5 protein-coding genes and 1 tRNA gene are annotated in these 4,223 nt (G+C 63.3%); 4 read left to right on the top strand and 2 right to left on the bottom strand.

What is annotated here, in order from left to right; translation table 11 throughout:
* Positions 1-113: 113 nt before the first annotated feature.
* Together HMPREF1136_RS10615 and HMPREF1136_RS04420 are read right to left on the bottom strand one after the other, a co-directional pair.
* Positions 114-275, bottom strand: coding sequence for a DUF4177 domain-containing protein (locus tag HMPREF1136_RS10615; RefSeq protein ID WP_009648127.1), 162 nt, complete (start codon positions 273-275; stop codon positions 114-116).
* Complete coding sequence (locus HMPREF1136_RS04420) at positions 272-631, bottom strand: WhiB family transcriptional regulator (RefSeq protein ID WP_009648129.1); 360 nt, start codon at positions 629-631, stop codon at positions 272-274. Before HMPREF1136_RS04420 ends, HMPREF1136_RS10615 begins: the two co-directional genes overlap by 4 nt.
* A 169-nt stretch (positions 632-800) precedes the next feature.
* Between HMPREF1136_RS04420 and HMPREF1136_RS04415 the strand changes: the two genes are divergently transcribed.
* The 4 genes from HMPREF1136_RS04415 to HMPREF1136_RS11175 form a co-directional block, all read left to right on the top strand.
* Positions 801-2,900, top strand: a complete 2,100-nt coding sequence (locus HMPREF1136_RS04415) for a transglycosylase domain-containing protein (RefSeq protein ID WP_034504889.1) — start codon at positions 801-803, stop codon at positions 2,898-2,900.
* A 1-nt stretch (position 2,901) separates the two neighbouring features.
* Positions 2,902-3,870, top strand: a complete 969-nt coding sequence (locus tag HMPREF1136_RS04410; RefSeq protein ID WP_034504887.1) for a metallophosphoesterase — start codon at positions 2,902-2,904, stop codon at positions 3,868-3,870.
* A 120-nt stretch (positions 3,871-3,990) separates the two neighbouring features.
* Positions 3,991-4,064, top strand: a tRNA-Pro gene (locus tag HMPREF1136_RS04405).
* Positions 4,040-4,223, top strand: a 184-nt coding sequence (locus HMPREF1136_RS11175; protein ID WP_232204174.1) for a hypothetical protein, incomplete at its 3' end; no start/stop codon positions are given. The genes HMPREF1136_RS04405 and HMPREF1136_RS11175, both read left to right, overlap by 25 nt.

Genomic DNA, 4,223 nt, shown 5'->3' with positions numbered 1-4,223 from the left:
CTCGCGTCTCAGGATACGGAAAAGGCCGCGGCCACTCACGCACCTGAATGCGCGACGCCTGCCACGGCCTCGTCCATGATCACCGACGCATCGGTCAGTTCTGGATCGCTCGCTCAGCCCTCAATCGGACGCTTGAGGTAGGCGACCAGATTCTCGGCACCCGTCGGTCCCGGGATGACCTGGACGAGTTCCCACCCGTCGGCTCCCCACTGATCGAGGATGGCTTTCGTCGCATGCGTGAGCAGCGGAATCGTGGCGTATTCCCATTTAGTCATGAGTTCATCCTACCTGCCATCTGGGGGCGAACGTAGGACAAAACCCGAGGCACATGCGGACTGCGCAACTCCCTGGCAAGCGAGTCATCCGAGGAACGCAACCACTCCAGCCAATCCTCCGCATGCGGATAATGGCGCAGAATCGCGCGACGCTCCCGCTCTGTCAGGCCACCCCACACGCCGTAGTTGGCCTCGGATTGCAGGGCATCCGCCAGGCACTCGATACGAACCTCGCACTCGTAGCAGCGCAAGCGAATCTGGCGCTGCGATGCACCCTGCACGAAGAGCGCGTCCGGCTCAGTAGACGCGCACAGTGCGCGTGCGACCCAACTCTGGTCGTCGCCGTGAGCTGACATCGTCGATCTCCACCTCACTCTACTCCGAGTCCTACATGTGACCATACACACATACCATTGTGGGTGCAAACGGTGCGACTTGCTATTAGTGCGCCAGCGCATGCACGATCAGGCGATTGTCACGCCTCGCGAGGTGTCAGATGAGCCAGGCGGCACGTAAGCTAGGAACATGTCGCACTCTCATTCCCGCGCTGTCCGGCCAACCCAGCTGTTCGCCCTCCTCTTGGCGTTCCTGAGCGTTTCAGCTCTGATGGGTGTCGTCGGAGCAGGCATGCTCGTCCCCATCGCGGGACCCACCGCGCTTGTCGCGAAGTCCGCTCCCTCGGTGTTCAACGAGCTGCCGGGCGACCTGCAGACTGTCGCCCCGGCTGAGGAATCACAAATCCTCGACTCGTCGGGCGCGGTGATTGCGCACTTCTACGACAAGCAGCGCATCGTCGTTCCCAGCGCGAACATTTCTGACGTCATGAAGAAGGCGATTATCGCGATCGAGGATAAGCGCTTCTACGAGCACAACGGCGTGGACGCCACCGGTATCGCCCGCGCGTTCGTGACGAACCTGGGCGACTCCGGCCGTCAGGGTGCCTCCACGATCACCCAGCAGTACGTGCGCAACTCGCTGGCTGAGCGCGGCTATCTCGAGGGCGACGCCGATCAGGTCAGCGCCGCTACCGAGCAGACCACCGAGCGTAAGCTCCGCGAAATCAAGTACGCGCTGGCACTGGAGAAGACCCAGTCGAAAGATGAGATCCTCACCGGCTACCTGAACATCGCGCCCTTCGGCCCCATTACCTACGGCGTTGAGGCCGCCTCGCAGCGCTACTTCTCGAAGTCCGCCTCCGAATTGAACTACCTCGAGTCCGCCCTCCTGGCTGGCCTCGTGCAGTCCCCCGTCCAGTACGATCCCCTCGTTCACCCGGATGCCGCTAAGGAACGCCGCAACACGGTCCTAGCCGCTATGCTCGAGCAGAACGTCATCACGCAGGAAGAGTACGACAAGGGCATCGACACGACCATCGACTCGATGCTGCACCCGACCGTTTCCTCGGAAGGTTGCTCCGGCGCGGAATCCTCCAAGGCCTACTTCTGCGACTACGTCTTGGCTCAGTTCCTGGAGGACCCCACCTTCGGTGAGACCCGCACCGAGCGCGAGCGCATGCTCAAGACCCAGGGCATCACGATCCGCACCACGATGGATCCCACGATGCAAAACGCCGCCTTCTCCTCGCTGACACACACAATTCCCGTCGGCGATGCCTCCGGCCTTAACGATGCGCTTGTCTCTCTCGACCCACGCTCGGGCCGCGTCCTGGCCATGGCCCAGAACACGACGTACGGCATTGAGAGCGGCGAAACCATGTCGAACTACTCGGCCGATGGAAACTTCCAGGTCGGCTCAACGTTCAAGGTCTTCACTCTGCTCGAGTGGTTCAAGGAGGGGCACTCCGCCTACGAGACGGTCGGCTCCAACAACACGTTCTACGGCAACGGATCCTTCAAGTGCGGTGGTCGCGCCATCTACACTGACGGCTACCAGGTCAACGACCTCGCGGGCAAGACCGGCACCATGAATGTCGTGCGCGCGACCGGCCAGTCGGTCAACCAGGCGTTCGTCAACATGGCCTCACGCGTGGACTTCTGCGCGATCTTCGACACGGCCTATAACATGGGCATTACCGAGGACGGCGAGGTCCCTTCACCCTTCCCCGCAAATATCCTGGGTTCTGTGTCCTCCTCCCCGCTGCAGATGGCCTCCGTGTTCGGAGCCATTGCGAACTCCGGCCAGCAGTGCACGCCGCAGTCCATCGAGTCGGTAACCGACCGTGACGAGAACGTCCTCAAGGAGTTCTCCGCGGACTGCAAGGAGGTCATCTCCGCCGACGTCGCCAACAAGACGGCTGCCCTGCTGACTGCCTCCGCCGGCCAGTACTACACGTCGACGCGTCTGGGCGACGGCCGCCCCTTCGCCGCCAAGTCGGGTACGACCGACGGCCACGCAAACACCTGGCTGACGGGCTTCACCCCCTCCGTCGTCACGTCCGCGTGGGTGGGCCACGGCGCGAACTCCTCGCAGGAAGTCGGTTCCGTGACCATCAACGGCAAGTACTACGGTGAGATCTACGGTGAGACCTTCGTCGGCCAGAACATCTGGGCACCCTACATGACGCAAATCCTCGCCGGAACGCCCGTTGAGAACGTGTCCAGCGCGAACATTGGCTCATCCACGAGTCGCTCGAACCCAACCCCGGCTCCGACCAGCAGCAACTGATATGACACCGACACTGACCGATAACGCTGCCTCGTTCTCCCGACGAGGCCTTGGGGTCCTGCGCACTGCAGGTGCCGTCATCGGGGGGCTCGGACTCGCCGGGATCGCGGCGGGTGGTGCCGCGCTGGCATGGGGTTCAATTGAGCGAACTATGCCCACCCTGCGCCGCTACGATGTGCCCATCGAGCGCGACGTCCCCGAGGTGACGATTCTCCAGATCGCTGACCTCCATCTCTTCGCCGGGCAGGAGTTCCTGCTCCACTTCCTCTCCAATGTCGCCTCCTCCGAGCGCTTCGACATGGTCGTGGCGACGGGCGACAACTTCGGGTCGCTTGATGCTTTCGACATGGTGATGGACGCCTACCGGCCGTTCCTGTCGTATCCGGGTGCCTTCGTCCTGGGGTCAAACGACTACTATTCGCCGATCCCCAAGCCCTGGACGCGCTACCTGATGCGTTCCACGCCGCCTCCCGCACGCGTCGTCCCGGACCTGCCCTACCTGCCGATGGTTCGCCAGATGCGCGACGCCGGATGGGTCGATCTATCCAACGCGTCGGGCACGCTGTCACTGTCCGGCGGGACCGTCTCACTCCTGGGGACCGACGACGCCCACATTTTCCGGGACCGCATGGTAGCCCCAGCCTCGTCGTGGGAAGAACCCAGGGCGCTACGCCTGGGCATTACGCACGCGCCCTACACGCGCGTCGTGTCTGCGCTCACCAGTGAGGGGGCCGACCTGATCCTGGCCGGTCACACGCACGGTGGTCAGATCGGCATCCCTGGCATGGGGGCGATCATTACGAATTGCGACATCGCACGTCACTACGCCAAGGGTCTGAATCGTTGGGAGGCACCCGACGGCTCCCAGGCATGGCTGCACGTCTCGGCTGGTCTGGGCACGTCACCCCACGCCAAGGTGCGCATCGCAACGCGACCCGAGGCCTCCCTCATCCACGTGCATCCCGCGTAGCTGAGGCTCAGTGTGGGCCACTCACCGCACACTCATCTTTGCGGCGTGGCACACACTTCCCATTGTCCGCCGATCTCGGTTTGGGTTTTCCGACGAGGTATGGCTATACTCATTGGGCACCGGGGTGTGGCGCAGCTTGGTAGCGCGCTTCGTTCGGGACGAAGAGGCCGTGGGTTCAAATCCCGCCACCCCGACGGTGAATCGCCGGGACCGTTTGGTCCCGGCGATTTTGTATGTGTATAGCCAGACCGACTGCCAGCACGGGCGCAAGGGCGGGAACGAGGCCGGGGCGGGTGGTGTGGCGACCATGCAGCACGCGCCGACTGCGGTACCCGAGGGCGGCGGCAGGGCAC

The sequence above is a fragment of the Actinomyces sp. ICM47 genome, assembly GCF_000278725.1.
Classification (GTDB): Bacteria; Actinomycetota; Actinomycetes; order Actinomycetales; family Actinomycetaceae; genus Pauljensenia.
The sequence above is the reverse complement of the archived record's forward strand: the minus strand, read 5'-3'. Positions and strand labels throughout refer to the sequence as shown.

What these genes read in the sequence shown, in the direction of transcription:
- HMPREF1136_RS10615 (WP_009648127.1), bottom strand. Translation starts at nt 275, where the DNA reads ATGACTAAATGGGAATACGCCACGATTCCGCTGCTCACGCATGCGACG.
- HMPREF1136_RS04420 (WP_009648129.1), bottom strand. Translation starts at nt 631, where the DNA reads ATGTCAGCTCACGGCGACGACCAGAGTTGGGTCGCACGCGCACTGTGC.
- HMPREF1136_RS04415 (WP_034504889.1), top strand. Translation starts at nt 801, where the DNA reads ATGTCGCACTCTCATTCCCGCGCTGTCCGGCCAACCCAGCTGTTCGCC.
- HMPREF1136_RS04410 (WP_034504887.1), top strand. Translation starts at nt 2,902, where the DNA reads ATGACACCGACACTGACCGATAACGCTGCCTCGTTCTCCCGACGAGGC.